The sequence below is a fragment of the Tenacibaculum sp. AWR4_210 genome, from assembly GCF_056160945.1.
Genome location: NZ_JBSWYF010000008.1, coordinates 89,537 through 113,203, shown reverse-complemented (window position 1 = coordinate 113,203; position 23,667 = coordinate 89,537). Strand labels below are relative to the sequence as shown.

Below are 23,667 nucleotides of genomic sequence, written 5' to 3'. Positions count from 1 at the left end.
GGGTTTTTAACAAATAAACAAGCTAGGTTATTAACAATTGATAGTATTTTATTAACAAAAATTCATTTTTTTTGGCTCAAATGTTGCACAATCCCGCATTCCGTCTATATTTGTTGAGCTATTTAGCAATAAATATTAATTAATTTTTAAAATCCATTAAAATTATGAACAAATCAGATTTAATCGATGCTATGGCTGCTGACGCAGGAATTTCAAAAGCTTCTGCAAAAGCTGCATTAGAATCATTCACTAACAACGTTACTAATACATTAAAAGATGGTGGTAAAGTTGCTTTAGTTGGATGGGGAACTTGGTCTGTATCAGAAAGAGCTGCTAGAACTGGAAGAAATCCACAAACTGGAAAAGAAATTCAAATCGCTGCTAAAAAAGTTGTAAAGTTTAAAGCTGGAGCTGGATTAAGCGATACTGTAAACTAAGAATATACACAATTCATATAAAAACAGCACTCAGAATTCTGAGTGCTGTTTTTCTTTTATAGAAAGTGTCACAGATAATAACTTGCAGGGTCTTTAGTATAAATAACCATAACACTCATGAATATGAAATCACTTTTTAGCTTAGTTCTAGTTGCATTTTGCAGCATTACTGTACTCTCACAAAATACGGTAACTGCCGATGAAATACTCCAAAAAGTAAAAGATGGATCGAGCGTTACCTATCAAAATGTTACCATTGAGGGCGTGCTTGATTTTACATTTATGGAAGAAGCACTTAAAAAACTTCCCAGCGGGAAATCTTGGTGGAAGAAAAACAAGACCAATACTGTAGAAAAACAAATTTCTAGTACCATCCGCTTTAAGAATTGTATTTTCCAAGACGATGTGCTCGCTTATATTCCACATGAACCTAGCTCTTATACTTTTGTGGCAAATTTTAGAAATCCAGTAGAATTCAGTAATTGTTCTTTTAAAGGAAAGGCTATGTTTAAGTATTCAGACTTCGATTCGGAGGCCAACTTTAGCAATTCTCAGTTTCTCTCTGACACGACCTTTAAATACAGCGATTTCGAGTCAGATGTAAACTTCAACAATACTATTTTCGAGGAGTCATCTACTTTTAAATACAGTAATTTCCAGGAGTTTGCTAATTTTAAAGGCGCAATTTTTAAAGAAACAGCCACCTTTAAGTACGCCGAGTTCCACAATGGTGTATCGTTTAACAGTACAGACTTCAAAGAAGACCTCAATTTCAAGTACACCAAAATATCAGGAGATTTTGACGATGCTAATATGAAAGTAGGTTTTGGTATGAATACCAAATACGCACGTATCAATGGAGATAAATTCAACCAATCAAAAGACTATTAACCCACAAACAATATGCATCGAATCACAGTACTAATCATGGTCCTTATGACCATGATTTTTTGTTCATCTACGGCACAAAACTCCTTGGTATCAGCATTTAAACTAAGCGACCAAACACTGGAGTCTGCCATCGAGAAAAACGGCATCATTGGCGTCAATTACGCAATTTTGATCAACGGAAAAACTGTACATCAAAAAAGCTACGGTCTCGCTCAAATTCCGTTGGCTGTCCCCTTGAAAATCACGCATAGGTTTCCAGTAGCTTCCATTTCCAAACTCTTTAGCAGCATTGCGCTCATCCATTTACTCGATACCCATAAAATATCAATTCAAACCCCTATCGGTAACGTTTTACAAGGCAATCAAATACTTCCAGAGAAATGGAAATCAATCCGTATCGCCTCGTTACTTTCACATACCTCTGGAATTCCTGACCAAATAGATTACCAGATCTACTTGGCTCCTCCCTCTGACGAGTACGTACTCCAGGCGTTAAAAGAAAAAGCCTTTGACAGTCCTCCAGGAACAAAATCTAAGTACAATGCCACTGGTTTTTTACTCGTTCGGTTACTTATTGAGCGCTTATCCGGACAATCGTTCGAAAATTTTATGAACTCGCAATACTTAAAGCCCTCAGGCCTGTCATCAGCGGTCTACGGAGGATTTAAAAAAGTCTTGCCTAACCGAGTTACTTGCTACCAAACGGTAGCGGATCATTTAGAAATGTTTCCATTAAACTACTCTCCCGTAATGTACGCAGGTGCTGGGCTCAATATCAACCTTCCTGACTTGTGTTCTTGGTTTGAACAACTACTCGCAGAAAAATACGTCGTCAGGTCAACATTAAACAACCTTTGGAATCCCGTACTGCTCAACGACGGGAGTGTCGGTAACTTTGGACTGGGATGGGAAGCGAAGATCATTGATGAGTCCGTACGTATCAACGGACATGGCGGCGCTGGTATCGCTTCGATTAAACACTATTGGGGAAAGGGTCTAAAGCAAGAAATCACTGTAATAATTTTGACGAATGGTGCTAAAAATTGGCAGCTACGTCCTCATCAAATCAATGCGCAAATAGCGCAAGTGCTCCTAGAAAATTTACCCTAAAAAAAAAAGTCCGATGTGTTATCGGACTTTTTATTTTATGCATCAAATTCATTCTTCGTTTTCTTTTTACTTCCCTCGTACAACTCGTACTTCACAAATCGACAATCGAGGTCTCCATTTTTCAGAGGGATACGTTTGGACGTTCTCAATCCTACGTGTTTTAGCGCCTGCATATCCGAGGTGATTAACCAGGCCGTAGAATTGGAATAATTGTGTTTTAATGTAGTTCCAATTTTTTCGTAAAACTCGTTCACATCAATATTCAAACGCTCTCCATACGGTGGATTAAATAGAATGGTAGTTTTACCAAAAACCTCTTTTTTAGAATTAAAGAAATTTACGTGGTGTACCCCAATAAATTCCTCCAAATTGGCATTGATAATATTTTGTTGCGCCTTACGTACTGCCGAAGGTGCTTTGTCAAATCCCATGATTTTAAAATGAGAACTGCGAATTTTCTTTAACAGTGAATCTTGAATAACAAAATACAAGTCCTCATCATAATCGTTCCAATTTTCAAAACCGAAGTGTTTTCTGTTAATATTCGCTGGGATTTGATTGGCAATCATGGCCGCCTCGATCAATATCGTCCCTGAACCACACATCGGATCAATAAAGTTCTCCTCTCCCTTATAGCCGGACAACATCAACAATCCCGCAGCTAACACCTCGTTAATAGGTGCGATATTTGTCGCGCTACGATATCCTCGTTTATGCAGAGAATCACCAGACGAATCTAAGGATATCGTCAACCACTCTTTGTGGATATGAATGTGAATTTTCACATCGGGATATTTTAAATCGACGTTAGGACGTTTTTTAAATTTATGTACAAAATAATCAGCAATGGCATCTTTAGATTTCAAACTGATATAATGAGAGTTTGATGTAAAATTCTTAGAATTTACTACCGATCCGATTGCAAAAGTTCCATCCACATCTAAAAAGCGCTCCCATTTTACGCGTTGAATGGCTTCATAGAGATCTTCCTCATCAAAAACTTTACTCCTTTTAATTGGTTTCAATATTCTAATTGCGGTGCGCAAGGCGATATTTGCCTTGTACATAAATCCTTTATCTCCACGGAAACCGACACTGCGAACTCCTTCTTTCACCTCTTTCGCTCCTAGGTTTCTGAGTTCATCGGCCAATACTCCTTCTAATCCAGCCATCGTAATGGCGGTCATTTTAAAATCTTTCTCCATATCTGAAAATTACGCTACAAAAATACTGTTAATTTATGGAGTAAGGAATTTTTATTCTTTATCTAATTTTACCGTAAGATTTACGTATTTTTGCAGACTCTATACTTATGGAAACAACAGAAAATTGGTTTACCTCTTGGTTTAACACACCGTATTATCACATACTTTACAAACATCGCAATGATGAAGATGCGCAGTTTTTTATGCGTAATATTACCTCGTACCTAGCATTAGCGCCAACGAGTCATATCGCAGACGTACCTTGTGGAAAAGGGCGTCATTCGGTATATTTAAACTCACTGGGCTATACGGTAAGTGGAGGTGATTTGAGTCCTAACAGCATTGCACATGCCAAGCAATTTGAAAATGACCATTTGCATTTTGAAGTTTGGGATATGCGAAAAACCATAGAACACCGCTATGATGCCATTTTTAACCTCTTTACCAGTTTTGGCTATTTCGAAGATGATACCGACGACATTCGCGTACTTGAAAACTTTAAAAATGGGCTCAAAAGCAACGGAGTTCTCGTCGTTGATTTTCTCAATGTTGTCAAGGTAAAAAATGAATTGGTTAGTTCAGAAGTCAAAGAAATCGACGGAATTCAATTTCGTATTACACGTAGCATAAAAGAAGGGTTTATCGTCAAAACAATTGCTTTTGAAGCCGAGGGAAAACAGCATGCCTACGAAGAGCGCGTCAAATTTTTAGATCTCGAAAAAATGAAGTTTTACTTTGAGCAAGCCGGTTTAACCATCACCAAAATATTTGGAAATTACGCCTTAGACAGCTTTGACCCAACTACCTCCGATCGTTTAATTATCGTAGCCGAATGAGTTCATTTATCTTAATCATATCCGTTTTATTAGGAGCCCTAATCGTCGTGTTTGGCAAACCCAATAATCACATCGTTCGATTATTGCTTGCCTTTAGTGGTGCTTATTTACTGTCGGTAACAGTATTGCATTTGCTACCTGAAGTTTATACCGAAAGTAGCAACCCGAATACCATAGGAACCCTCATTTTAATCGGAATACTAATACAGTCTGTGCTAGAATCTTTTTCTAAAGGGGCAGAACACGGTCATGTACACCTCGATTCTGACAAGCATAAGTTTCCGTGGTTACTATTTGTTAGTCTGTGTTTACACGCCTTTACAGAAGGATTACCAATACACGAACACAGTGATCATCAGCACAACTTACTTTGGGCCATTTTTATCCATAAGATTCCAATTACCATAGTATTGACCTCATTTTTACTGAAGGCAGATTACCCTAAAAAAATGATTATTTTATTTTTGGGCCTCTTTTCTTTAATGAGTCCATTGGGAATTTACCTCTCTGAACGCATTGAGCTTTTACATGAAATTCACGAAGAAGTTAGTGCGCTTACCATCGGAATCTTCTTACACATTTCAACCATTATTTTGTTTGAAAGTACCGAAAACCACAAGTTTAATATTAAAAAATTTGCCGCTATTTTATTGGGAATTATTTTGACCATTTTCACTATGTAAACTGGCTGCAACAAGTTCATTAGTTTGTACTTGTTTTGTCATTTATACAGCAGGAAAGCTAAGTTTTAGAGCATATAGCGTCCAAAAACACCTAAAAAAAGCGAGGAAGTACTTCCTCGCTTTTCTTTGGTCTTATTCTTTACTCAGCTTCTTCCTCTCGATGCACTAAATCCATCGAAAAGGCCGGCAAACAAATCGCGAGGTACTCACAGGGCTCCTCAAAAGGGTTTGCGTATTGCACACGGGTGTCTTTTTCAATCTTTATCGATTGCCCCGCTTCTAACACTACGACATCACCAGCAATCGTAAATTGCTTTTTCCCTTTAATGATATAGGTATATTCGTCAAACTCTGGCGTCTGAAAAGGCTCGCTCCACCCTGCTGGCGCTACCATATGAGCAATGCTCAAAGCACCTGCGTGGGATGCGTTTCCGAAATGTTCTTCTATGAGTTTCCCATCGGTAGTTGGCACTACAAAAGGAGTTTTTTGAATGGTGTATTTTTTAGAATCCATAGTTAAAATAAAAGTCGAAACTGAGTTTCGACTTTTTGTTTTTATAATTTTGTTACGCAAAGCACGCTCAGGGCTTATGCTAGTTTATTAGTTAAACCACACAGTTAATGACTTAATTTTTGCCAAATCAGGAATTTGATCGATGGTCACTTTTTGTGTGCTAAAATCCTTCAATCCTAATTCTTCGTTATCAATCGTAATCGTAGCATTTAGATCGTCAATAAACAACGTAGCTGATGAAAAGGTCGACTCTACCTTGCTTATTTTATTATTGATATTGATATCTTGAAAATTTGATTTAATAGTCAGTCCTGACTTTGTATTGTAGCGTTTGTCAAAAACCTCAATACTCTTAATAGTAGAGGTAGAATCAAGTTGTTCTTTAGGCGTAATCGTCAATAAATGATTTCCTCCTTTTTCGTAGATCAAATATTGATCATCATCCTGAAAAAGATTGTCCCCTTTAGCTCCCTCGCTCAATACTTTTACTATAGAATCATTCGAGAAAATTTTCTCCAATTCCTGAATTTGAGTTTTTACGGTTAACGGCCCTACTTTTCCTTTCGCGATGGAGAATTTATTATCACTACATTGGATAAAAGCCAAAGAAATCAATACTACTGCTAAAGGTTTGTATAGTTTTATCATGTATGCTGTTTTGATTAAAACGGTTGTTAGTTTATAAAAATTATATATTAAATTACTTTTTTCAAAATTCCAAAAACGCTGCGTATAAAGGTCGCACTTGTCAATACCTTAACAATCGGGTTCATGCGCGTACTCGTCGTTCTTCGCGTTGTTGAACGTCGTTTTGTTTTTGCTCTTTCTCTTTCTGCTTCTTCTGCTGTTTTTTCTTTTTCGATACGCGCAATTTTCTCATTGAGCAATTCGTAAGCGCTCTCTCGATCAACTACTTCGTTGTATTTTTTTGCTAAAGTAGAATTCTCAATTAAAGTAGCAAGTTCATTTTTTGTTAAAATATCCATCCTACTCATCGGAGCGCGTAACAGTGTTCTGACCAACGGGGTTGGGATACCTTTTTCATTTAAAATAGACACGACTGCTTCTCCAATACCTAGGGAGGTCAATACCTTTTCCGTATCGTAATAAACAGAATCAGGATAATTTTGAGCTGCCAACTTCAATGCCTTACGATCTTTCGCCGTAAAAGCGCGGAGTGCGTGCTGTATTTTCATTCCCAGTTGAGCTAGTACGTCTTCTGGAATGTCTTTCGGGTTTTGAGTTACAAAATACAATCCTACTCCCTTAGAACGAATTAACTTCACTATACTTTCTATTTGGCTCAACAGTGCTTTCGACGCTTCGTCAAATACCAAGTGAGCTTCGTCTATAAAAATGACGAGTTCAGGTCGTCCTGAATCTCCTTGTTCCGGAAATGTATCGTAGACCTCAGCCAGTAATTGCAGCATAAAAGTCGAAAACAATTTAGGTTTGTCTTGAATATCGGTTAAACGCAATACCGAAATCACACCGCGTCCCTGCTCGTCAATACGAGTTAAGTCGTCTACTTCAAAAGACTTCTCTCCAAAAAATACGCCTCCACCTTGCTGTTCTATTTGTATAATTTTACGAAGAATGGCTCCAGTACTTGCCGTTGAAATGCGTCCGTACTCAGCGGTAATTTCTTCTTTCCCTTCATTTGTGATGAACTGAAGCATCTTTTTAAAGTCTTTCAGATCCAATAAAGGCATTTGATGATCATCACAGTACTTAAAGATAATAGCCACAATTCCCGACTGCGTTTCAGAGAGTTCCAAAATTCTAGATAGCAATACCGGACCGAACTCTGTTACCGTTGCTCTCAAACGAACACCGTCTTGTTCGGACAAGGTCAGTACCTCCACAGGAAATTTCTTCGCAGCAAAGGGAATTCCTATTTTTTCGTGACGTTCATCAATTTTTGGATGCCCCGGACTCGGCTGAGCCAAGCCACTTAAATCTCCTTTAACATCCATGAGCAGCACGGGAATTCCTTTTTCCGACATATTTTCTGCCAGCACCTGCAGGGTTTTGGTCTTACCGGTTCCGGTAGCCCCTGCAATTAACCCGTGACGATTCATCGTTTTTAACGGAATATTTACCAGTGCGTCGGTAATGGTTTCCTCACCGAGCATCCCTGCTCCGAGCGTTATATATTCTCCCTTACACGCATATCCTTCCGTAATGTGGTTAAAAAAAGCCGCTGTCTTACTCATAAATTAGAAGATTCAATAATAAAAAACACGTAAAAATAGCAAAAATGATTAATTAATTTTGAATGTTACCTATCTTTGCAGCCTTATGTTGAAAAAAGAGATACAAGAGTTGATTGATAAAGGTGAAATGCTTCCGCTTATGGAGGAGTTTTATACCATACAAGGAGAAGGAGCCCATACCGGTACAGCGGCCTATTTTATTAGAATAGGCGGTTGCGATGTGGGGTGTCACTGGTGCGATGTCAAAGAGAGTTGGGATGCCAATTTGCACCCACCCACGGCCACCGATTTAATTGTTGCCAATGCTGAAAAATACGGAAAAACCGTAGTGATCACAGGAGGAGAGCCTTTAATGTGGAGTTTAGATTACATTACGACTTCCTTACATGACAAAGGGATAAAAACTCATATTGAAACTTCTGGAGCGTATGAATTATCAGGTTCATGGGATTGGTTTTGCCTGTCTCCGAAAAAGACCAAGCTCCCTACCCCCTCTTCGTACCGAGCAGCAGATGAACTCAAAATGATCATTCACAATAAAAACGATTTTAAGTTCGCTGAAGAACAAGCTGCCCAAGTTGGAGATAACTGTCAGCTATTTTTGCAACCCGAGTGGAGTAAAAAAGAAAAAATGACTCCCATGATCATTGATTATGTCATGGAACATCCTAAATGGCGCATCTCATTACAAACACACAAATACTTAAACATACCATAAAAACACCTCTGGGTGTTTTTTTTTTGCCTCATGCTAGTGCTGCGTTGCCTTGATCAAACCTACCGTTTACTCAAGAGAACTTTTTTGCTAAAAAGAAACCGGATAGTTTTACCATCAAAACACCAATAGTATGATGAAAAAACACCTAGAAATTAGCAACCCTTGCCAAGAAGATTTCGATTCCTTTACCCCCACGAAACAAGGAGGCTACTGTACCTCCTGCTCACAAGAAGTTATTGACTTTAGCGCCTTTACAAACGAAGAACTCGACAGCTACTTTGAACGGAACAATACGGATCAACTCTGTGGGCGATTTAAACAAACGCAATTACAGAGATTTCAAACAGATACCCCAAGGTCATACCAAAGTCTCATCGCTGGTGTTGGGTTGGTATTAGGAGCTACTTTACTTCCGCTAAAAGGAACTGCACAAGAGTCAAAAACACTCCCTAATAACACTATCAATGAACTTGAACAACAATCAGAACTTCAGGTAAACGGTACTGTTGTACTCGACAATGACCCAATGCCCGGAGTAACCGTACTTTTAAAGGGCAGTACACTGGGTACTGAAACGGATTTTGATGGAAACTTTACATTTCCAAAGGCCCTTCATGAAGGTGACATCCTAGAGTTTAGCCTTATCGGTCTTAAAACCAAACAAGTGATCATTAAGAAAGGAAAAACCTCAACGCTATTTTTGAAAGTTACACTCAAAAACGATGAAGTTATGCTACTAGGGAAAGTAGCAGTCAAGCAAAAATTCTCACCGCTAAAAAACAGGTAATTCATGCATCGAATTTCTTTGATATTCATCTTATTTTATTCGGTTTGCTACGGTCAGATCACCGACTTTGATACCGTAAACTTTGATGCATCCAATCGGAATGCTGATCGCGCTCATGGGGCAAAACTCAACAACCTTCCGCATTTGGTGCATCAACTCACCCATGGACTTCCTTCAGAAGTCACAAAATTTAACGCTATCTACCGTTGGATTTGTCATAATATCGCGAGTGATTTAACGCTTCACTCAACGATCCAAAGCTATCGTCAGAAATACCAGCGGACCCCAGTGCTCCTCCAACAAAAAAACAGGGAATTCAATAAGATTGTCTTCAAAAAGTTAGTTAGCGAAAAAAAGACCATCTGCACAGGCTATGCCTATCTTTTAAAAAAAATGGCGAATAGTATCGGTATCCCTTGTGTTATTGTCAACGGTTATGCACGCAGTGTCGATGCAAACAGTACACAGCTCAACCGACCAAACCACAGTTGGAACGCTGTAAAACTCGCAGGAAAATGGTACTTGTGCGACCCTACCTGGTCAAGCGGATATTTTGTAGGTGATGACCAATTCATAGCGGACTACAATCCGGGCTACTTTTTAACAGACCCCAAAAAATTTGCACAAAATCACGATCCTATCCATAAAAAATGGCTTCTTTTAGCTGAGCCACTCTCTCGCGATTTTACTGCATTGCCCTTTGTTTACGACGCTGCCTTTAAACTAGGCATCCACCCTATCACTCCAAACAAACTCTACAATCGCTATCGTCCCGGCAAACGAATTTTATTTAAAATCAGCGCTACAAATCATCTAAACACAGCTGACTTTAAAATAACCATAGACAGCCAAGGAGTTTCAAAAACCCTGAATCCCGAACGCATTAGCAAACGTAAAAACATCCTTAGTTTCGAAGTAACTCCTCCTGTAAATACTTCTTTTGAACTGCACATTAGCTACCAAAATGAACTCTTAACAACCTATGCCTTTAGTCCCAGCGCCGTGGAGTAAAACTGAGTATTTTTGATATATTTGAGCTATCAAATAATAACATCATGAAAAAAACGCTACTGAGTATCGTTTCGGCAGCTCTATTGTTTTCTGCTTGTAAAAACAGTACATCAAAGGAAACAACTACTGAAGTTACTCCTCCTAAATTTTCTCAACTCTTAAAAGACTACAGTGAGGGAAAACGTCAATTAAAACCGTTGGATGCGACAGCGGCGGGAGACCATCGCTACGATGACCAATTTCCAAACACCTTGACGGATGCATATCAAAAAAAGTTCCGTGATTTTTATACGAGCTTTAAAAATCAGGTTCATAAAATTGCTGATAGCACCCTGACAGAAAGTGAAAAAATGAGCAAGGAGGTATTGCTATGGGACTGTGATATGCAGCTTGCGCAAGCGAGTTTCAAAAATGACCTCTACCTCCCTATTAATCAGATGTGGACGATTAATTTAAACATGGGGCAGCTCGCCAGTGGTAGTGCCTCACAACCTTTTACCACCGTCAAAGAATACCAAAACTGGTTGAGGCGTTTAGAACAATACAACGATTGGTTACGCACTGCCAAGGAGCGTATGAAACAGGGAATAAAAGAAGGGTACGTATTGCCTACCGCTCTGATAAAAAAGGTGATTCCTCAATTTAAGGTCCTAAGTGCCACAGAAACGACCACTTCAGAAGAGCTGTTAAACTCACATTTGTTTTTTAGCCCTATCCGCAATTTCCCTAAGAGCTTTACTCAAGAAGAAAAGGAACAACTAACGAAAGCCTACACCGCTTTCATCGAAGGACAATTGGTGCCTTCTTTTACGGAGCTCTATAACTTTTTCAACACGGAGTACCTAGCTGCTGGGCGAACTAGTAGTGGTATTGATGGCATTCCTAACGGAAAAGCTTATTACCAGCACGCAATAAAGAACTACACAACTACGGAAATGACTGCCGAAGAAATTCACGAGTTAGGACTTCGTGAAGTTGCGAGAATTTTGGCAGCAATGGAAAAAATAAAAACACAGGTAGGCTTTAAAGGCAGTTTAAAGGACTTCTTTAATTTTGTTCGCAGTAATAAAGACTTAATGCCGTATAAGACTCCTGAAGAGATTATTGCTAATTTCAACGCTATCCACCTCAAAATGAAACCGCAGCTAGAAAAGCTTTTTGGAAACAAACCCAAAACTCCTTTTATCGTAAAGCAAACGGAAAAGTTTAGAGAGGCTTCTGCAAGTGCAGAGTACAACGCCGGGGCCTTGGACGGTAGCCGCCCAGGAGTTTTCTACACCCCAATTCCTGACGCTACGAAATACAATGTTTTTTCTGACGAAGCCCTGTTTTTACACGAAGCTATTCCCGGTCACCATTACCAAATATCACTCACCCAAGAAAACCAAGACCTCCCTGACTTCAGAAAGACGCTTTGGTATAGCGCCTATGGTGAAGGATGGGCTTTGTATACCGAGAACTTAGGAACTGAACTCGGTTTGTACACGGATCCTTACCAGTATTTTGGTATGTTAGGTATGGAAATGCACCGCGCTATTCGATTGGTAGTTGATACGGGGATGCACGCCAAAGGATGGTCACGTGAAAAAGCGATTCAATACTCTTTAGACAATGAAGCAGAATCAGAAGCGAGTATCATTTCTGAAATTGAACGCTATATGGCAAATCCAGGGCAAGCCTTATCCTACAAAATTGGTCAATTAAAAATTCGTGAACTGCGCAAAAAAGCGACCGCTGCTTTAGGAGAACAATTTGATATTCGAGAATTCCACGATCAGATACTGGAAACTGGGTGTATTCCACTCGCCTTACTCGAAGCTAAGATCAACCGTTGGATCGCTTCAAAAAAAGCCTAAATTCAAGAAACTCATAAAACCGTTAAGCCTCGCGTTTAGCGGTTTTTTTTATCTTAGAGCAACCAAACAAAAAAGTATGCGCTATTTATTTACTTATATAGTATGCGTTTTAAGTCTGATTGCTTCAGCACAAAACGATACCGAAATCTACGTTTTTTCCTGTGATCTTCTCTCAGCAACTCCCCTGAGTGAAGCAAATAATATCAGTCGCAACAAAGGCTATGACAATCAGCCTTATTTTTGCAGCGATAGCCTTATAGTTTATGCGGGCACACTAAAAAATCAGACAGAAATTTATAGCTACCAACTGAACACTGAGCAAAAGAAACGACTCAGCTATACAGTTTCAGGAAGTGAATACTCCCCACAAAACATTCCTAATTCGGCTATGTTATCCGCAGTTCGATTGGACACCGATGGCAAACAAGGCCTGTATGCCTACAACCCTAAAAACGGCGATTCAAAAGCAATACTTCCAGGTGAAGTAATTGCCTATCCCTATTGGATAGGTCCTACCATGCTCATGGCTTCCGTTATTGAAAATGACCAACTCCACTTATACTTGTTTGATCTTGTAAAAAAAACCAAACGGCTAATCGCGGAACAAAGTGGTCGTTTTATTCAGCGAATCCCAAACAGTGATCGCATTAGCTACACCAAACAAGCTGGGACTAATTGGGAATTATGGGCTTGGGACCCGAGTAATGCTCAGTCAAAAAAACTCTTTGATTTAGGCACGAGCCAAGACGGATGTTGGCTTCCCAATGGGCTTTTCCTTTGCAGTCAGAATAACAACATCATTCAAATCGATCCTAAAAGTCATCAAGCTCGAAATTTTTATACGTTTACAAATCCGAATACCCGAGTGTCAAGACTCGCTTGCAGCCCTTCAGGAAAGAAAATTGCAGTGGTCACCTCACTAATTGAGGAATAATTGATACAGAGACATGTATTACTCTCGGTTTAAACGATCGGTAAAAAAGTGTTTCAAATAATAAAACTGAACCCAAATAAGTAGGGCTGTAAAAAAGGCAATATATACGGTTTTGTGAGATAGTCTCGGTATTTGCCAAGAAACATTGAGGTACTTTCCGACATAGGCTCCGAATACTTCTGAAATTTCTGGACTTGAGTACATGATCAATGTCAAAACCATAGCAGCAGCAAAGCCCGACAAGGCGAACCATCCTTTAGTACTAATTAGAGGTTCTGAAATACTCAGCGGTTGCACAGGTGCTACCGTTTCTTCAATTTCTCTCATGACATTAGCCGTAAAATCAACAGAAGGCTCAGACTGTTCAATTTCACGAATATAGTTCGCTATAAAAGCGTCGATTTCCCTATCGTTTTCTTTTCTGTCCATAATGATTAATTACTTCTGGTTCAACTTGCGATTGCACGATTGCCAATAAGCGTTTTCTGGCACGGTGCAATTTAACTTTCACATTTGCTTCGGAGAGTTCCGTTGTGGCAACTATCTCCTTCAAACTTAATTCTTCGTAATAGAACATCCAAATTACAGCGCGTTCCTCTTCAGGCAAAGATAGCAAACAACGATTTAACAAGGCCGCGCGTTCTTTTCTTTCAATGGTTGTCAATATCTGTTCTGTACCCTGTAAAGAATGCGCTCCAGACTCTTCTATCGGTTCTGATCGATAGCGCTCTTTCGAAGCATTTAACACATCCAAACAACAGCGATAGGTTATTTTATACAACCATGTCGAAAACTTCGCATCTCCTTTGTACGACTTTAAATTCTTAAACGCCTTAATAAATGCATCTTGTGCAACTTCCTCTGCACGTTCTTGCTGTTTTACCATCTTTAAAGCCAAACTAAACACTAAATTCTTATGCCTATCAACGAGTACCGAAAAGGCATTCCTATCTCCGCGTAAGGTTTGTTCTATGTAGTATTGGTCGTTAATAATAGTCATTGTGTTGCTTAGACTTCCCCGTATGATAAAAGGTTACAGCTATTCCAAAAAAAAATTATTTTTGTTCTGTTGTAACCTTTTTTTATTCCGACAGGTCATACCATCGAAACAGGTTAAAATTAATCAATTAAAATAAATTTTATGGAAGTAGCATTAGTATTCATGTTTTTGTTCTCAGTAATCTTCGGAATTTTCTATTTATTCTATTCAACCAGAAATAAAGAGCGATTGGCACTCATTGAAAAAGGTGTTGACGCTAAAATCTTTATGCAAGGCGAGAAAAAACGCTCCACGTTGACAGGTAGAGTCATCGTACTGAATTTATCACTCTTACTCATGGGAATTGGATTGGGAATCTTTTTTGCGTTGCTCTTAAATAATTATACGAGTTTACAAGAAGAAGCACTGTATCCGGCAATGATTTTTGCCATGGGAGGTTTGGGACTCTTTTTAGGTTCCCACCTAACCAAGAACCTAGACACGAAATAAACCGCATTAGTCCGCAGGGTCCAACCTCCTCTTGTAGGAGGTTTTTTCATTGTATAAATCTGTGTATCTTTAAAGCACCAAACTACTACTAGATGAGTTCAAATCACAATAGCAAACACTTTAAAGCATTACTCAACAAATTACAACAAGAAAGCTGGCAATTAGAACTCATTATTTCTGGTTTTGCCATTTTCGGGCTCTTCTCAGCCTATCCGGAAATCAACGTAGCCCGAATTATAGCTAGCGAAGAAAACCAAATTTATCGCTATGTACTGCTCTCCCTAGCCAAAATAGCCTGTTCTATTTTACTATTCAACCTAATCATTCACGTTGTTTTACGGGGTTTGTGGATTGGTGCCTTAGGCCTCCGCTACGTATCTGGTGACATTGATTTCGACACACTCAACTACCACGAACGCTTTGACAAACACCTGCGAAAGCGCATCGTTTCGTTTGACAAATACGTCGCCAACTTGGAAAACTACTGTAGCATTATGTTTGCTTCATCATTCTTGCTCATCTTTTACGTGCTCTCTCTGGTATTAGTAGGATTGAGTTTTGTGGGAATTGCTTTTTTCTTGATGAGCAACGAACGACTTCCCGAAGTACCGAGAATCACGATCGGAGTCCTCCTCTTTATTTTTTTAAGCATTGGGTCAATCCTAGTCTTTATCGATTTTATTACCCAAGGATATTTAAAAAAGAAACGCGTATTAAGTAAAATTTACTTTCCTTTCTACTCAGTATTTAAATACTTAACGCTTTCTTTTCTTTATCGACCGTTAGTGTATAACTTTTTAGATAACAAGTTCACGAAACGCTTGAGTTTTCTGCTAGTTCCGATGTACTTGGTCATTTTGATTATCAATACTGCAAAATATCAAAACTCTAACTATCTGGACAAGGTTGAAAAGCACTCTTCTTTGTATTTGGACTACAAGAAATACGAAGATCAGCTTCTCAAGAGAACTGATTTTGTTCAAAAAGCGAGTATTCAGTCCAAGGTGATCAGTAGCCCATACCTCAAATTATTCAAGCCCTACAACAAAAATTTCGAGGAACGCATATATAAATACGCGCCTCATTTGAAACCCAAAGAAGATGCTCGGGGGTTAAAAACCAAGTTCCAGATGAATAACCGAGTCTTTTTATCTCGAAAAAAGAGAGACAGCATAGTACAAAAATTAATAACTGTAGTCAACGAAATGCATACGGTAAAAATTGATTCTGTAAGCTATCCTGTTGAGTTTTTAATGAGCAGGAACAAACAGCACCAAATGGGAATGGAAAGTATCATCCCAATAAAATCGCTATCAGAAGGAAAACACGTACTCCAGTTAATACGAAAACGAAAAAGAAAAAATGATACGATACACCTAATCGATACCAAAATTCCATTTTGGTATTATCCAAATTAACACTTATGAAACTCTACAGCTTCCTATTCCTTTGTTTCTTTTATTCAGCCTACGCACAACAAGAGGCACAATACTATCAAATTATCAATGCGATAAGCAGTGACCGACTAAAAGATGACGTTACGACTTTAGCCAATTTCGGCACGCGACACACTTTGAGCGATACGCTATCTACCCAAAGAGGTATCGGAGCTGCCCGACGCTGGATAAAAAAACAATTCGACAAAATTTCTGAAGATTGTCAGGACTGTTTAGAAGTGTTCTATCAAAAAAACCTAGTAAAAAAAGGCAGTAATAGTCGCATTCCCTTTGACGTCTCTGTAGTGAATGTCGTTGCCGTTCAACGAGGCACAACCTTCCCGAACAACTACGTCATTATGAGTGGAGATATCGACTCGCGAATTTCAGATCCCAACAACTATACCGACGATGCTCCGGGTGCCAATGACAACGCAACTGGGATGGCAGGAGCTATCGAAGCCGCGAGAGTATTGAGTAAGTACCGCTTTGAAAACAGTATCGTATACGTGGGCTTATCAGGTGAAGAACAAGGCTTATTTGGTGGTAAAGGTTTGGCAGCCTTCGCCAAAGAAAAAGGCTGGAATATCATCGGACTCATCAACAACGATATGATTGGAAATATCCGAGGAGTCGACGGTGTAATTGACAATCGTAGCTTTCGTATTTTTTCGGAGCCAACACCTCCCACAGAAACCGAGCAACAGCGGCGTGCCCGCAGGTATTACGGCGGTGAAGTTGACGGTAATTCACGTCAACTTGCACGCTATGTGCACAAAACAGTACAACGCTATATGCCAGAAATGCGTCCGATGATGGTGTACCGTCTCGATCGTTTTGGAAGAGGAGGTCATCACAGACCGTTTAACGATCAAGGATTTGCTGCAATACGCATTATGGAAACTCACGAAAACTACACACAACAGCACCAAGATATTCGCACCGAAAATGGGATTCGATACGGTGATCGTCTCGAGTTTGTCAATTTTAAATACACGCAAAAACTTACCGCCGTCAACGCCATAAGCCTAGCCGCCCTGGCCAACGCGCCCACAGCACCTAAAAACGTAGCCATTGGTGGTATGGTGGCTCCAGCAGCAACATTTCGTTGGGACAAAGTGCCTGGTGCACTGGGATACAAAATTTACTGGCGAAACACTACCTCTCCTACTTGGGATTACAGCAGAAGTGTTGGTAATGTAAATTCCTTTACGCTCGAAGGAATTGTCGTTGATAATTTTTTCTTTGGAGTAGCAGCCATCGGTAAAGACGGCAGTGAGAGTATGGTTAGTTTTCCGTCGAAAATTATGCGATAACTCCTCTTATTTATCATGTCTCCAAATAAGAGTTTTCGTATTTTTACCTTATGGAAACAATACTCATTACAGGAGGAACTGGACTTATAGGAAAAGCGCTTAACGAATGCTTAACCGCTGCTAATTACAAGGTACATATTTTAACAAGAACTCCTAAAAAAGAAGGAGAATTCGCTTGGGATTTAAATGCCAATACCATTGACAAACGTGCATTTGAAGGTGTTAGTTACATCATTCATTTAGCCGGTGCTGGCATTGCCGATAAAAAATGGACTGCCAATCGAAAAAAAGAACTCGTAGACAGTCGTGTTCATTCGACAAAACTTTTGTACCAATACGTACGAGACTTAGAAATCCCGTTAAAGAAATTCATCAGTGCCTCGGGAATTGGATATTACGGTTCGGTCACAGGCAATCGTGTTTTTCAAGAGTCTGATGCTCCTGGCAATGATTTCATCGCCAATCTTTGTGTAGCGTGGGAACAAGCGGGACATCAATTTGACAATCTCTCCATCCCTGTGAGCATATTCAGGACGGGAGTTGTTTTGAGTAAAGGTGGTGGCGCTCTTAAAAAAATGAATACTCCCCTAGTTTTAAATGCTCTGGGTTCAGGTAAGCAAGCGCTGCCTTGGATTCACATTGACGATTTATGTGGTTTATACCTAGAGGCTGTTCGAAACAAAACTCTTGTGGGAGTTTTCAACGCCGTAGCTCCAGAAAAGCACAGCAATCACTCGTTTATGCAAGCTCTGGCCCGCACACTTAAAAAGCCTTTGTTGCCACTGAATGTTCCTGGCTTTGTACTAAAACTCCTACTAGGAGAATTAGCGAGTATTGTTTTGGAAGGAAGTAGCATCTCTGCGGAAAAAACACAGAAACACTACCCTTTTAAATACCCTAAACTTTTCACAGCTTTGGATAATTTATATCGCAAGAATTAATTAGAATTTTTCGCGGCTTCGATAAGTTCAATTACCTTTTCTGAAACAGGTTTTGAGGAAAGGTAATTCTGTCCAGTTACCAAACGTCCATCAACGAGGACATAAGGCTTGTTTCTATCGCCATAAACAAACGTTCCTCCGTGTTGTTCAATAGTCTTACCTATCAAGAAAGGCAGTGTTTTGTAATAGGCTTTCTTCGGATTTTCAAAAGCATCTGGATAACCATTTACGCGTTTTCCAGCAACGAGATAAGCTCCTGACGATTTCTTTAAATGAACGATTCCTGCTGTTCCGTGACAAACGGAAGAAATTACGCCGTTGTGCTCTTCGTAAATTTGCATGATTTTAGCTCCCAATTGCTCGTCCTGTGGAACGTCAAACATGGCGCTTCCCCCACCAATATACTGAACGGCTGCATAGGCTGATACATCCAAATCTTCTGGACGCTTACTGTTTTTTAACTTTTGCATCATCGTTGCATTGTACAAGTACTCTTTAATAATGGTATCAGAAGTATTGATATAAGCCAAAGGAATAGCTCCTCCCTTCGGACTTACAAAATCTACCTCATAACCTGCACGTACAAATACGTCATATGCATTCACTATTTCTGAAAAACTATTCCCTGTAGGAAGCGTTGAACCTTTGTAAAAATGAGCATTGGAAACGACGAATAGTATTTTCTTTTTTTCAGGCTCCGGCAAACGAGTGGCGGTTTTACTTATAATTTTCCATTCTCCGGCTATTTTCTTTAGCAGAAACAAATCGATATACTCCATATTTGACTTTGAAAACTCAATCGACACTTTTGCTCTTGCGATGTCTTCCACAACGGCAATATCCAATAGCTTCCCTCTCCTTCCGTTAAACTGATTTGCTTTTGCCGGATTAAATAATGACGTATAATCCTTAACACTCATTTTTCGAAAGCCGTCACGCATGGTCAAATACAAGGTCGCCTGCGGATAAAATGCGCTTTCCAATTTTTCGAGCTGGGTATAGGAACTTCCATCAATGTAATTTTGAATTGTTTTGGCCACCAGTTCCTTCTCTTTCGGATTCTCGGAGATTTGACCGAAAGCTAATTGTCCCATTAAGAATACGATGCTCAATAATAATTTTTTCATCAGTTACAGTTTTGAATTTTACACAAAACTGCAGTATCAAAGGCATATTTGATTCACAGGTTATAATTCAGGCGTCCTAATTTACAAATCAGCACCCTCAGACTCCTTATTTTCAATGCGATACTGATTGGGTGTCTGTCCAGTAATTTTTTTAAATGAAGCGTAAAAATTAGACTTTGAAGAAAATCCAGACTCATATCCGATTACCTCAAGCGTGTAATTTGGATGTGCTTTAATAAGGATTTTGGCATGTGAAATGCGTTTGGTGTTGATGTAATTTACAAAGCTCTGTTCCAAATTGTCATTGAGAAACTGCGATAATTTATGTGCGGGAACTCCTACTAATTTTGCCAAATCAGAAAGTTTTAAGCTAGGATTTGTAAATACCTCCTCAGCTGCCAGTACCTTGTCTAGTTTCTCGTGTAAAGCACAGGCTTCGGCAGCGACAATTTTTTTGCTTTGATACTTCTCTTTGGGCTCTCTAAAAATCTCTTTTGCATTTTTTCTACTCATAATAAACAGGACCAAGGCGTACAAAACAAACGAAAAAGCCAGCGTACTGGTAATGTACCAATAGAAATATCCCAAGATATAACAGCATAAGATTAATAGGTTTCCAGCCCACACAAAAGCAAGCCAGTATTCGAGTACAGTACTGTTTTGGTCACGCTTTACTAACTTTCTCAAAACGCCGCGTAGTACAAAAGCAGTTCGCAGCACATAAAAAGCCCAAAAGGTATAAATTCCCTGGATAAAATAATTTCCCCATAGCGCTGGGTACCTATCATACGGATACATCATTCCGATAATAGCTATGAGCATAGCTTGGATTAAAAAGTGTATTTTCCATGCTTTCGGTATCCTTTCATAGCCCTTCAAGGTCGCTAAGATGTAATGGTAGAGAGAAATACCTATCAGGAAACAGGCCGAGAGCCCGACTTGCAATACGAGTAAATTGCGATCCTCACGAGCCACGAAAAGCATGTAAACAGATTTTCCTATTCGGATACTCATCACCAATAGCAATACTCCCAGCAAGGTATTTTGTACCCTTTTTTGCTTTGCAAAAATGAGGAAATAACAACTGATCAACAACCCATTGAACACGCCAAGGGCACTAAAAAAAAATAATAAAGCGCTCGATAATTTCACTATAGCAAGATGCTTTAATTATGAGATAAAAACAAAAAAAGCTCAGATTAAAATCTGAGCTTTTTTAAAAGTATCTTTTGCAAGCTACTAGTTCTTTGTACACGTATACTCAATCTTTGTAGATAAGTCTTGTCCTTGAACTTTAAGTGCTAAATCTAAGTTAGAACTAGAAGGCACTCCTGTCGCTCTGTCAATATGCATCGTTCCTGTAATTTTTCCTGTTGCCATTCCGTCAACAGTACCCGAAATTGTCAAGTCTATTTGCTTTGCAGTAATTGACTTAACGGTATATACATAGTTGAAATTCATTCCTTTTTTCGATTTCTTATCAGACCATGAATCTCCTACCTTTACGGCTTCTGCTGGATACTCAATATTGGTTGATTGGTCGGTGAAATCGTCTACACCTGGTACTTGAGGCTCCACCTTAGTGCTCAACACTTTTCCTCGGTTGTTAGCTTTCATAGTAATCGTAGCAGACAACATTGGCTTCATTTGATTGTGCATCATTTTACCGGTATCACTAAGTTCTTCTTCTTTCTTTGAAGAATCGTACGAAATAGCCATAGCACCTTGTTTCATGTCCATCGTCATCTTTGTGATCTTTGCCTCCATGTCATACTCATTACCAGACACTGCTGTAACGGTTTGATCCATATGAATATTCATATCGTTGGTCATAACACCAAGTCCCATTACCTGAGCTGTTTTTACTTTTATGGTATACGAATCTCCTTTCTTGTAATTGGTACGCAATTTTACCTTTTCTTGTGCAAAAGTAATGCTCGTTACAAAAAGTAACAAAGCCATAATTTTTTTAGTCATTTTCTGTCGATTTTTTCGTTTTTGCGAATATACACAATTAAAAATTCATAATTTTCTTATATCTGATTTTGATTCTATTTTTTTTTTACTCAAATTTGAGTACCTATACAGCTAATTATGAGCATTTCAACTTCAAAAAACAAACAACTTACCCTTACTTATGATACCAATGAGCTATCAGAAGAAACACTACTAAGCCTATACAAGAAATTGCTCTTACCAAGAATGATCGAAGAAAAGATGCTCCTGTTACTTCGGCAAGGTAAAATTTCAAAATGGTTTAGTGGTATTGGACAAGAAGCCATTGCTATTGGCGTAACTGCGGCCCTTGCCGCTGATGAATACATACTTCCTATGCACAGGAACTTAGGAGTTTTTACGAGTAGAAATATTCCTTTATACCGCTTGTTTTCACAATGGCAAGGAAAAGCTAATGGTTTTACCAAAGGCAGGGATCGCAGTTTTCACTTCGGAAGCCAGGCCTATCACTTGGTTGGAATGATTTCTCATTTAGGGCCTCAGTTAGGAATTGCCAACGGAATAGCCTTGGCCCATAAGTTACAAAATGAAGCTAAAGTGTGTGCCGTATTTTGCGGTGATGGCGCTACGAGTGAAGGAGATTTTCACGAAGCCTTAAACGTCGCTTCTGTTTGGCAGTTACCTGTACTCTTTTGTATTGAGAACAATGGATACGGACTTTCCACCCCCACTAATGAACAATTCCATTGCGAACACCTCGCTGACCGCGGTAAAGGTTATAACATGGAATCTCATATTATCGACGGAAACAACATCATCGAAGTTTACCAGAAAATTTCTGAACTCAGTGCTTCCATACGTCAACACCCGCGCCCAGTATTGGTAGAATTCAAAACCTTTCGCATGCGAGGGCACGAAGAAGCCAGTGGTACCAAATACGTACCGCAAGAACTGATGGATGCATGGGCTCTGAAAGATCCAGTGGACAATTTCCGCCAATTTTTGTTAGAAGAAGGAATTTTAGACGTCGAAGCTGACGAACAAATACAGCTTACCTATAAAAATTTAATCCAAGAACACTTACAAAAAACCTTTGCTGAACCGGCTATTACTTCCACTGTAGCAGAGGAATTACAAGATGTCTTTAAAAAGCATCTTCCTATAAATACTCCCATTACAAAACAGACAAAAAACATCCGTCATGTAGATGCCATTGCCGAAGGTTTGTACCAGGCTATGGAAAAACATCCTTCCCTAGTCATTATGGGACAAGACATCGCTGAATACGGAGGTGTTTTTAAAATCACAGAGGGGTTTGTCGAAGCTTTCGGTAAGGAACGCGTCCGAAATACTCCTATTTGTGAATCCATCATCGTTTCAATCGCCTATGGGTTGGCTGTTAAAAATACCAAGGCTGTCGTTGAAATGCAATTTGCTGATTTTGTGTCTACCGGATTTAATCCGATTGTCAATTTGTTAGCCAAATCCCATTATCGTTGGGGACAGGCCGCAGATGTTGTAATTCGTATGCCTTGTGGAGCAGGTGTTGGTGCAGGACCTTTTCATTCTCAATCCAACGAAGCTTGGTTTACAAAAACTCCTGGTCTGAAAGTTTTGTATCCAGCATTTCCTAAAGACGCTAAAGGGCTTTTGATTGCCGCTGTAAACGATCCTAACCCTGTCATGTTTTTCGAACACAAAGCCTTGTATCGAAGTATTTACCAGGAGGTACCTACCGATTATTACGAGCTGCCTATAGGAAAAGCAGGCGTACTCAAAGAGGGTGATGACGTGACCATTGTTACTTTTGGAGCCGGTGTCCATTGGGCTCTGGACTGCTTACACGAATTGGATACCGTCAGTGCCGACCTCATTGATTTGAGAACTTTACAGCCCCTAGACACGGCAACGATTTACGAATCAGTCAAAAAAACAGGGAAAGTACTTATTTTACAAGAAGATTCAACTTTTGGAAGTCTTTCTAGTGAAATCTCTGCACTCATCACAGAAAATTGTTTTGAGCACTTAGACGGCCCCGTGCGTCGCGTTGCTAGCTTGGATACTCCAATACCTTTTGCCAAGGCATTAGAGGCCAACTACCTGCCTAAAGAACGACTCAAAACTGTCTTGAAAGAACTCCTAGCCTATTAAAATAAAAAGAGCCGACATTGTGTCGGCTCTTCTTATAAAATCTAGCTATGCTT

24 protein-coding genes are annotated in these 23,667 nt (G+C 39.4%); 15 read left to right on the top strand and 9 right to left on the bottom strand.

What is annotated here, in order from left to right:
• Positions 1-164 precede the first annotated feature (164 nt).
• From ACXAG7_RS15285 to ACXAG7_RS15275, 3 genes are all read left to right on the top strand, one after another.
• Positions 165-437 carry an HU family DNA-binding protein gene (locus tag ACXAG7_RS15285; RefSeq protein WP_408044351.1) on the top strand — a complete coding sequence of 91 codons (273 nt, stop codon included), beginning with the start codon at positions 165-167 and terminating at the stop codon, positions 435-437.
• 123 nt (positions 438-560) lie between these two features.
• Positions 561-1,328, top strand: coding sequence for a pentapeptide repeat-containing protein (locus tag ACXAG7_RS15280; RefSeq protein WP_476667362.1), 768 nt, complete (start codon positions 561-563; stop codon positions 1,326-1,328).
• Between the two features lie 12 nt (positions 1,329-1,340).
• Positions 1,341-2,438 (top strand): serine hydrolase domain-containing protein, encoded by a 1,098-nt coding sequence (locus ACXAG7_RS15275; RefSeq protein WP_476667361.1) that lies wholly within the window; start codon positions 1,341-1,343, stop codon positions 2,436-2,438.
• A 35-nt stretch (positions 2,439-2,473) separates the two neighbouring features.
• Here the strand turns inward: ACXAG7_RS15275 and ACXAG7_RS15270 are convergent, their stop codons facing one another.
• Complete coding sequence (locus ACXAG7_RS15270) at positions 2,474-3,643, bottom strand: THUMP domain-containing class I SAM-dependent RNA methyltransferase (protein ID WP_476667360.1); 1,170 nt, start codon at positions 3,641-3,643, stop codon at positions 2,474-2,476.
• Positions 3,644-3,750: 107 nt separating this feature from the next.
• On the opposite strand from ACXAG7_RS15270, the gene ACXAG7_RS15265 reads away from it, so the two are divergent.
• Together ACXAG7_RS15265 and ACXAG7_RS15260 are read left to right on the top strand one after the other, a co-directional pair.
• Positions 3,751-4,479 (top strand): class I SAM-dependent methyltransferase, encoded by a 729-nt coding sequence (locus ACXAG7_RS15265; protein WP_408044355.1) that lies wholly within the window; start codon positions 3,751-3,753, stop codon positions 4,477-4,479.
• Positions 4,476-5,162 (top strand): ZIP family metal transporter, encoded by a 687-nt coding sequence (locus ACXAG7_RS15260; RefSeq protein ID WP_408044356.1) that lies wholly within the window; start codon positions 4,476-4,478, stop codon positions 5,160-5,162. The genes ACXAG7_RS15265 and ACXAG7_RS15260 overlap by 4 nt, the downstream gene beginning before the upstream one ends.
• 139 nt (positions 5,163-5,301) lie before the next feature.
• Here the strand turns inward: ACXAG7_RS15260 and ACXAG7_RS15255 are convergent, their stop codons facing one another.
• The 3 genes from ACXAG7_RS15255 to ACXAG7_RS15245 form a co-directional block, all read right to left on the bottom strand.
• A complete protein-coding gene (locus ACXAG7_RS15255) occupies positions 5,302-5,676 on the bottom strand; it encodes a cupin domain-containing protein (protein WP_476667359.1) in 375 nt (124 codons plus the stop codon).
• Between the two features lie 87 nt (positions 5,677-5,763).
• The gene (locus ACXAG7_RS15250; protein WP_476667358.1) at positions 5,764-6,324 is read right to left on the bottom strand and encodes a hypothetical protein; all 561 of its coding nucleotides are present in this window, start codon (positions 6,322-6,324) and stop codon (positions 5,764-5,766) included.
• Positions 6,325-6,371: 47 nt separating this feature from the next.
• On the bottom strand, positions 6,372-7,892 hold the full coding sequence (locus tag ACXAG7_RS15245; RefSeq protein ID WP_408044359.1) for a helicase HerA-like domain-containing protein: 1,521 nt from the start codon (positions 7,890-7,892) through the stop codon (positions 6,372-6,374).
• 85 nt (positions 7,893-7,977) lie between these two features.
• Between ACXAG7_RS15245 and ACXAG7_RS15240 the strand changes: the two genes are divergently transcribed.
• The 5 genes from ACXAG7_RS15240 to ACXAG7_RS15220 all read left to right on the top strand — a co-directional run bounded on the left by ACXAG7_RS15240 (position 7,978) and on the right by ACXAG7_RS15220 (position 13,198).
• Positions 7,978-8,610 (top strand): 7-carboxy-7-deazaguanine synthase QueE, encoded by a 633-nt coding sequence (locus ACXAG7_RS15240; protein ID WP_476667357.1) that lies wholly within the window; start codon positions 7,978-7,980, stop codon positions 8,608-8,610.
• Positions 8,611-8,740: 130 nt separating this feature from the next.
• Complete coding sequence (locus ACXAG7_RS15235) at positions 8,741-9,397, top strand: carboxypeptidase-like regulatory domain-containing protein (RefSeq protein WP_476667356.1); 657 nt, start codon at positions 8,741-8,743, stop codon at positions 9,395-9,397.
• Positions 9,398-9,400: 3 nt separating this feature from the next.
• The gene (locus ACXAG7_RS15230; protein ID WP_476667355.1) at positions 9,401-10,408 is read left to right on the top strand and encodes a transglutaminase domain-containing protein; all 1,008 of its coding nucleotides are present in this window, start codon (positions 9,401-9,403) and stop codon (positions 10,406-10,408) included.
• Between the two features lie 44 nt (positions 10,409-10,452).
• Positions 10,453-12,264, top strand: coding sequence for a DUF885 domain-containing protein (locus tag ACXAG7_RS15225; protein ID WP_476667354.1), 1,812 nt, complete (start codon positions 10,453-10,455; stop codon positions 12,262-12,264).
• A 76-nt stretch (positions 12,265-12,340) separates the two neighbouring features.
• Entirely contained in the window at positions 12,341-13,198 is an 858-nt protein-coding gene (locus tag ACXAG7_RS15220; RefSeq protein ID WP_408044364.1) for a TolB-like translocation protein, read from the top strand.
• Between the two features lie 18 nt (positions 13,199-13,216).
• Here the strand turns inward: ACXAG7_RS15220 and ACXAG7_RS15215 are convergent, their stop codons facing one another.
• Together ACXAG7_RS15215 and ACXAG7_RS15210 are read right to left on the bottom strand one after the other, a co-directional pair.
• Positions 13,217-13,627, bottom strand: coding sequence for a hypothetical protein (locus ACXAG7_RS15215; protein ID WP_408044365.1), 411 nt, complete (start codon positions 13,625-13,627; stop codon positions 13,217-13,219).
• Entirely contained in the window at positions 13,605-14,198 is a 594-nt protein-coding gene (locus tag ACXAG7_RS15210) for an RNA polymerase sigma factor (RefSeq protein WP_476667353.1), read from the bottom strand. The genes ACXAG7_RS15215 and ACXAG7_RS15210 overlap by 23 nt, the downstream gene beginning before the upstream one ends.
• Positions 14,199-14,339: 141 nt before the next feature.
• On the opposite strand from ACXAG7_RS15210, the gene ACXAG7_RS15205 reads away from it, so the two are divergent.
• The 4 genes from ACXAG7_RS15205 (at position 14,340) to ACXAG7_RS15190 (ending at position 18,380) form a co-directional block, all read left to right on the top strand.
• Positions 14,340-14,687 carry a DUF6249 domain-containing protein gene (locus ACXAG7_RS15205; protein ID WP_408044367.1) on the top strand — a complete coding sequence of 116 codons (348 nt, stop codon included), beginning with the start codon at positions 14,340-14,342 and terminating at the stop codon, positions 14,685-14,687.
• Positions 14,688-14,779: 92 nt separating this feature from the next.
• A complete protein-coding gene (locus tag ACXAG7_RS15200) occupies positions 14,780-16,105 on the top strand; it encodes a hypothetical protein (protein ID WP_476667352.1) in 1,326 nt (441 codons plus the stop codon).
• Positions 16,106-16,110: 5 nt separating this feature from the next.
• Positions 16,111-17,439 carry a M28 family peptidase gene (locus ACXAG7_RS15195; protein WP_408044369.1) on the top strand — a complete coding sequence of 443 codons (1,329 nt, stop codon included), beginning with the start codon at positions 16,111-16,113 and terminating at the stop codon, positions 17,437-17,439.
• A 50-nt stretch (positions 17,440-17,489) separates the two neighbouring features.
• The gene (locus ACXAG7_RS15190; RefSeq protein ID WP_476667351.1) at positions 17,490-18,380 is read left to right on the top strand and encodes a TIGR01777 family oxidoreductase; all 891 of its coding nucleotides are present in this window, start codon (positions 17,490-17,492) and stop codon (positions 18,378-18,380) included.
• Here ACXAG7_RS15190 and ACXAG7_RS15185 read toward each other — a convergent pair.
• The 3 genes from ACXAG7_RS15185 to ACXAG7_RS15175 all read right to left on the bottom strand — a co-directional run bounded on the left by ACXAG7_RS15185 (position 18,377) and on the right by ACXAG7_RS15175 (position 21,484).
• Positions 18,377-19,507, bottom strand: a complete 1,131-nt coding sequence (locus tag ACXAG7_RS15185) for a nuclear transport factor 2 family protein (protein WP_476667350.1) — start codon at positions 19,505-19,507, stop codon at positions 18,377-18,379. The two genes, ACXAG7_RS15190 and ACXAG7_RS15185, sit on opposite strands and share 4 nt — an antisense overlap.
• Positions 19,508-19,588: 81 nt before the next feature.
• Positions 19,589-20,521 carry a helix-turn-helix domain-containing protein gene (locus tag ACXAG7_RS15180; protein WP_476667349.1) on the bottom strand — a complete coding sequence of 311 codons (933 nt, stop codon included), beginning with the start codon at positions 20,519-20,521 and terminating at the stop codon, positions 19,589-19,591.
• Positions 20,522-20,746: 225 nt separating this feature from the next.
• Positions 20,747-21,484: a DUF6263 family protein gene (locus ACXAG7_RS15175; protein ID WP_476667348.1), complete on the bottom strand. Its 738-nt coding sequence runs from the start codon at positions 21,482-21,484 to the stop codon at positions 20,747-20,749.
• Between the two features lie 117 nt (positions 21,485-21,601).
• On the opposite strand from ACXAG7_RS15175, the gene ACXAG7_RS15170 reads away from it, so the two are divergent.
• Positions 21,602-23,614: an alpha-ketoacid dehydrogenase subunit alpha/beta gene (locus tag ACXAG7_RS15170; RefSeq protein WP_476667347.1), complete on the top strand. Its 2,013-nt coding sequence runs from the start codon at positions 21,602-21,604 to the stop codon at positions 23,612-23,614.
• Positions 23,615-23,667 lie beyond the last annotated feature (53 nt).

Excerpts from the sequence above, each read along its gene's own strand:
- ACXAG7_RS15285 (WP_408044351.1), top strand. The coding sequence starts at position 165 with ATGAACAAATCAGATTTAATCGATGCTATGGCTGCTGACGCAGGAATT.
- ACXAG7_RS15280 (WP_476667362.1), top strand. The coding sequence starts at position 561 with ATGAAATCACTTTTTAGCTTAGTTCTAGTTGCATTTTGCAGCATTACT.
- ACXAG7_RS15275 (WP_476667361.1), top strand. The coding sequence starts at position 1,341 with ATGCATCGAATCACAGTACTAATCATGGTCCTTATGACCATGATTTTT.
- ACXAG7_RS15270 (WP_476667360.1), bottom strand. The coding sequence starts at position 3,643 with ATGGAGAAAGATTTTAAAATGACCGCCATTACGATGGCTGGATTAGAA.
- ACXAG7_RS15265 (WP_408044355.1), top strand. The coding sequence starts at position 3,751 with ATGGAAACAACAGAAAATTGGTTTACCTCTTGGTTTAACACACCGTAT.
- ACXAG7_RS15260 (WP_408044356.1), top strand. The coding sequence starts at position 4,476 with ATGAGTTCATTTATCTTAATCATATCCGTTTTATTAGGAGCCCTAATC.
- ACXAG7_RS15255 (WP_476667359.1), bottom strand. The coding sequence starts at position 5,676 with ATGGATTCTAAAAAATACACCATTCAAAAAACTCCTTTTGTAGTGCCA.
- ACXAG7_RS15250 (WP_476667358.1), bottom strand. The coding sequence starts at position 6,324 with ATGATAAAACTATACAAACCTTTAGCAGTAGTATTGATTTCTTTGGCT.
- ACXAG7_RS15245 (WP_408044359.1), bottom strand. The coding sequence starts at position 7,892 with ATGAGTAAGACAGCGGCTTTTTTTAACCACATTACGGAAGGATATGCG.
- ACXAG7_RS15240 (WP_476667357.1), top strand. The coding sequence starts at position 7,978 with ATGTTGAAAAAAGAGATACAAGAGTTGATTGATAAAGGTGAAATGCTT.
- ACXAG7_RS15235 (WP_476667356.1), top strand. The coding sequence starts at position 8,741 with ATGATGAAAAAACACCTAGAAATTAGCAACCCTTGCCAAGAAGATTTC.
- ACXAG7_RS15230 (WP_476667355.1), top strand. The coding sequence starts at position 9,401 with ATGCATCGAATTTCTTTGATATTCATCTTATTTTATTCGGTTTGCTAC.
- ACXAG7_RS15225 (WP_476667354.1), top strand. The coding sequence starts at position 10,453 with ATGAAAAAAACGCTACTGAGTATCGTTTCGGCAGCTCTATTGTTTTCT.
- ACXAG7_RS15220 (WP_408044364.1), top strand. The coding sequence starts at position 12,341 with ATGCGCTATTTATTTACTTATATAGTATGCGTTTTAAGTCTGATTGCT.
- ACXAG7_RS15215 (WP_408044365.1), bottom strand. The coding sequence starts at position 13,627 with ATGGACAGAAAAGAAAACGATAGGGAAATCGACGCTTTTATAGCGAAC.
- ACXAG7_RS15210 (WP_476667353.1), bottom strand. The coding sequence starts at position 14,198 with ATGACTATTATTAACGACCAATACTACATAGAACAAACCTTACGCGGA.
- ACXAG7_RS15205 (WP_408044367.1), top strand. The coding sequence starts at position 14,340 with ATGGAAGTAGCATTAGTATTCATGTTTTTGTTCTCAGTAATCTTCGGA.
- ACXAG7_RS15200 (WP_476667352.1), top strand. The coding sequence starts at position 14,780 with ATGAGTTCAAATCACAATAGCAAACACTTTAAAGCATTACTCAACAAA.
- ACXAG7_RS15195 (WP_408044369.1), top strand. The coding sequence starts at position 16,111 with ATGAAACTCTACAGCTTCCTATTCCTTTGTTTCTTTTATTCAGCCTAC.
- ACXAG7_RS15190 (WP_476667351.1), top strand. The coding sequence starts at position 17,490 with ATGGAAACAATACTCATTACAGGAGGAACTGGACTTATAGGAAAAGCG.
- ACXAG7_RS15185 (WP_476667350.1), bottom strand. The coding sequence starts at position 19,507 with ATGAAAAAATTATTATTGAGCATCGTATTCTTAATGGGACAATTAGCT.
- ACXAG7_RS15180 (WP_476667349.1), bottom strand. The coding sequence starts at position 20,521 with ATGAGTATCCGAATAGGAAAATCTGTTTACATGCTTTTCGTGGCTCGT.
- ACXAG7_RS15175 (WP_476667348.1), bottom strand. The coding sequence starts at position 21,484 with ATGACTAAAAAAATTATGGCTTTGTTACTTTTTGTAACGAGCATTACT.
- ACXAG7_RS15170 (WP_476667347.1), top strand. The coding sequence starts at position 21,602 with ATGAGCATTTCAACTTCAAAAAACAAACAACTTACCCTTACTTATGAT.